This is a genomic window from Roseburia faecis (assembly GCF_001406815.1).
GTDB classification, from domain to species: Bacteria; Bacillota; Clostridia; order Lachnospirales; family Lachnospiraceae; genus Roseburia; species Roseburia faecis.
Window position 1 is genome coordinate 1 of the sequence record NZ_CVRR01000042.1, and the last position, 3,282, is coordinate 3,282.

3 protein-coding genes and 1 pseudogene are annotated in these 3,282 nt (G+C 37.2%); all 4 read right to left on the reverse strand.

Annotated elements, in window-relative coordinates; all coding sequences use genetic code 11:
• Positions 1-300: pseudogene (locus tag M72_RS12355) on the reverse strand (hypothetical protein); the annotation flags it as partial.
• Positions 301-345: 45 nt separating this feature from the next.
• Positions 346-1,119 carry a hypothetical protein gene (locus M72_RS12360; protein WP_055068436.1) on the reverse strand — a complete coding sequence of 258 codons (774 nt, stop codon included), beginning with the start codon at positions 1,117-1,119 and terminating at the stop codon, positions 346-348.
• A 95-nt stretch (positions 1,120-1,214) separates the two neighbouring features.
• The gene (locus tag M72_RS12365) at positions 1,215-2,471 is read right to left on the reverse strand and encodes a sensor histidine kinase (protein WP_055068437.1); all 1,257 of its coding nucleotides are present in this window, start codon (positions 2,469-2,471) and stop codon (positions 1,215-1,217) included.
• A gap of 1 nt (position 2,472) precedes the next feature.
• The gene (locus tag M72_RS12370) at positions 2,473-3,180 is read right to left on the reverse strand and encodes a LytR/AlgR family response regulator transcription factor (protein ID WP_261291832.1); all 708 of its coding nucleotides are present in this window, start codon (positions 3,178-3,180) and stop codon (positions 2,473-2,475) included.
• Positions 3,181-3,282: the final 102 nt, after the last annotated feature.

Here is a 3,282-nt window from a genome sequence, read left to right on the forward strand (position 1 = left end):
CTGTGCATTTCGTATAACATCTGGCATAATTGCTAAATTTTCCTCAAGCCATTTCGCAGTTTTTTCATCTCCACATGCCTTTTGCATTACACTTCTGTCAATCAATACAGAAGCATTTTTGCATGGAGTCAAACATTTATACTTGTTAGTCAAATACTTTGAATAGTCTGATACATTTTTAAACTTATTGGCTGAATTCATAGTGTATCCTGCATAATAATTCTTTTCACTATTCTTTGATGGCTTTACATTTCCGTATGTGTATGTATTGGCATACGATGATACTCCATTAATTCCCATACTGCATCTCTCCTTTCTATTTAGCCTTGATTTTTTATTTGCAGGCTATTGGGTTTTGTTCGATACGCTTACTGCCATTGTAAAATTTGCCTCATAAGAAGCTACTGCCTGACTTATTGTGACAGTCTTAGCAAACGAACTACTCTCAGCCACCAATCGAGTTCTGGCATCCTGAGCGGATAACCTTTTATTTTGCGCATATTCTTCATAAGCTGTTCTTTCCGCTTGTTTTTTCTGAATCCGCTTTTTTTCCTGTTGTTTCTTTACCTGATTTTCTATTCTCTTTTTATTTTCTATTCTGCGCTCCCAAAAACTATTTTTTGACTTATCATTAAAAATCTTCCCACCATTCCCATTGTTATAACCATCACTCCACATCTCAGCATGACATTCTTCTTTTGATGCTCCATAATATATTGTAGAAAACGCTCCTCCGCATATACCGGACCATTTATCTGGTTGTGACCAACCCACTTGCAAATCATTTAATACCCATGCTTCATACTCTGGATCATTCTTCATTGCTTCAAAACCCGCCTCTGAAATTGTAACAGATATTGACTCGCCTGCTCTTGTGGGGTGCATTGGAATTTGAGATATTTTATTGTAAATGTACTGCTTGTATTCCACCATCGTCATATCTTTAGCAGACACAGAACCTATTTTTGAATTGCCCACTATACTTCCACTAGCTTCGCTCTTTTCTCTTACACTATCCGCAAACCTTGTATCTTCCTTCTCCTGATCTTTAGCCGCATTTTTCTGTTGGTACTGATTGTAAGCCCGTGTCATATAGTTCACATTAATTGTATTACTCATAGTAACCTCCTTTGCTTTCTTTATCGGATAAAATAACCTGTTCTCCTAGTCCCATATCATCAAACGACCATATTACGCATACAAAGACCATCTCTTTACAAGATGACCACTGCCTTAAATTCATTTTCATCGCAGGAAAGCACCATATCACCGCCATATTTATCCACAACTGCTTTTACATTTAACAATCCAATACCGTGATGATCCCCTCTTTTGCTCTTTATCGTATCATTTTCAATTTCCACCTTTTCTGTCACCGGATTTCTTACCGCAAATATCAGTTTATGTTCTTCGCACTCTAATTTCAGATGAATGACCGCTTTTCCGGTATTTTTCAGTACCTTTTCACTCTCCCGGATTGCATTATCCAATAAATTGGAAAGCAGAATCACAATCTCTTCCTCTTCCAGACAAATCTCCTGCAGATCCCCTACTTTTAGGATCACTGCTATGTGCTTCTCCTGCATGCTGCGGTATTTCTGGTTTAAAATAGCATTCACCACTGGATGATTCGTATTTATCGCCGACATCTCGACAGCTATGCTCTCTGTCAGCTTCTGCGTAAATGAAAGTGCCTCATCTGTGTGTCCATTCTTTATCAATGTCTGGATCGTGGAAAGCTGATTTTTATAATCGTGCATTTTTCTTCGCTGACGCTCATAGATTTCTTCCCGGTCCTGATAATCTGCAATACGATTTTTCTGATTTTGTTCCGTAAGTACCGCAATTTTTATTCTCTCTTCTTTTTCAATGGTATTCTGCATGAACTCCATAAGGATAAGGTTAATCGCAACCAGTCCCACCGAAAGAAATAAAAATACATTCTGCATATCATCGTTTTCTGAATAAAACATAAGAATGAAACCGACCACCGTAAATACAGGAACACAGAAAAACTGTAACCATTCTTTTCCTGTAATCAGACCGCAGCTTTTTCTTGTCTTGCTAAATCTTCTGATAAACAACATCAGAATGATAAAAACCGTCTTTGATATCAGTGCCTGTAAAAACCATTTTTCTTGGATTGAACCTCCTCTTCCCAGCAAAACAGTCACATAATCAATCAATACAAGCATTGTATAGTTGATGATTGAAAACAAAAAACTCTGCCGGAAGGAGACCTCATAATAAGCCAGATTCAGGAAAGACATAACCAGTATAATCGGGATACATTTTAACATTCCGATCCATGCCCCTGTGACTGCTACCAGATAAAGCACTCCGCAATAAACAAAAAATCTATATCTGTTCCTATATCCGCCATCTCTTTTTTCCATAAAAGTATCAAAAAAGTATAGCGTTCCTTTTACTTCCAGCATTTCCGCAATAAATGTCAATACCCAGAATGTCATGTTATTCTTCTCCCTTATACAGCATATATTCCCTCTTTACCTGTGCATATCGTGCCTTGGGAACCGGAATCTTTTTTCCCGTGGTAAGTGTCATCACATAACCGCTGATTTTTGTGATGTACCTCATATTTACAAGAAAACTTAGATGTGCCCGCACGAATCCCATATCCTTGAATTCATTTTCCAGTTCATCCAGTTTTTTATAAATCTGAAATGTCCCTTTTTCTGTATAAAATACATTTTTGTGAAGCTCTGTTTCTATATAAATGATGTCATCTGCATAAAGTTTTATCGTTCCTTCCACAAAACGAAATTCGAGAATCCTACGGTTTTTATTAATTTCTGCTATCAAATCATCCATACATTCTTCTATAGTATCTGCAAGGTTATCTTTCAGCAGAAAACGGCTTGCTTTCACCTTATATCCATCCAGTGCGTAATTCATGTATGCCGTCACCAGCACAACTGGAAGTTTTGGATATTTTTCTTTAATCCTCATAGCTGTTTTCAGCCCATCCATCCCCTGCATATTGATGTCCAGAAATAATAGCTGACACGCTTCCAAAGCCGATTGTTCTTCGCATAACTGTTCTCCAGAATCATATTCTGTAATAGTAAACTCATAATTCTTTTTTTCGCCATAGTCTGACAGCAAATCTGACACATTTTTTCTGTCATCTATCCTGTCATCACAAATAATAATGTTCATATTTTTCATTCCTGTCTTTGATTGCTCTCATGCCTATAAACCATACAAGTCTCACCTAGCACTCTTTATTATATCAAACAAATCTTTCACTCGATCATTCTC

What these genes read in the sequence shown, in the direction of transcription:
- M72_RS12360 (WP_055068436.1), bottom strand. Translation starts at nt 1,119, where the DNA reads ATGAGTAATACAATTAATGTGAACTATATGACACGGGCTTACAATCAG.
- M72_RS12365 (WP_055068437.1), bottom strand. Translation starts at nt 2,471, where the DNA reads ATGACATTCTGGGTATTGACATTTATTGCGGAAATGCTGGAAGTAAAA.
- M72_RS12370 (WP_261291832.1), bottom strand. Translation starts at nt 3,180, where the DNA reads ATGAACATTATTATTTGTGATGACAGGATAGATGACAGAAAAAATGTG.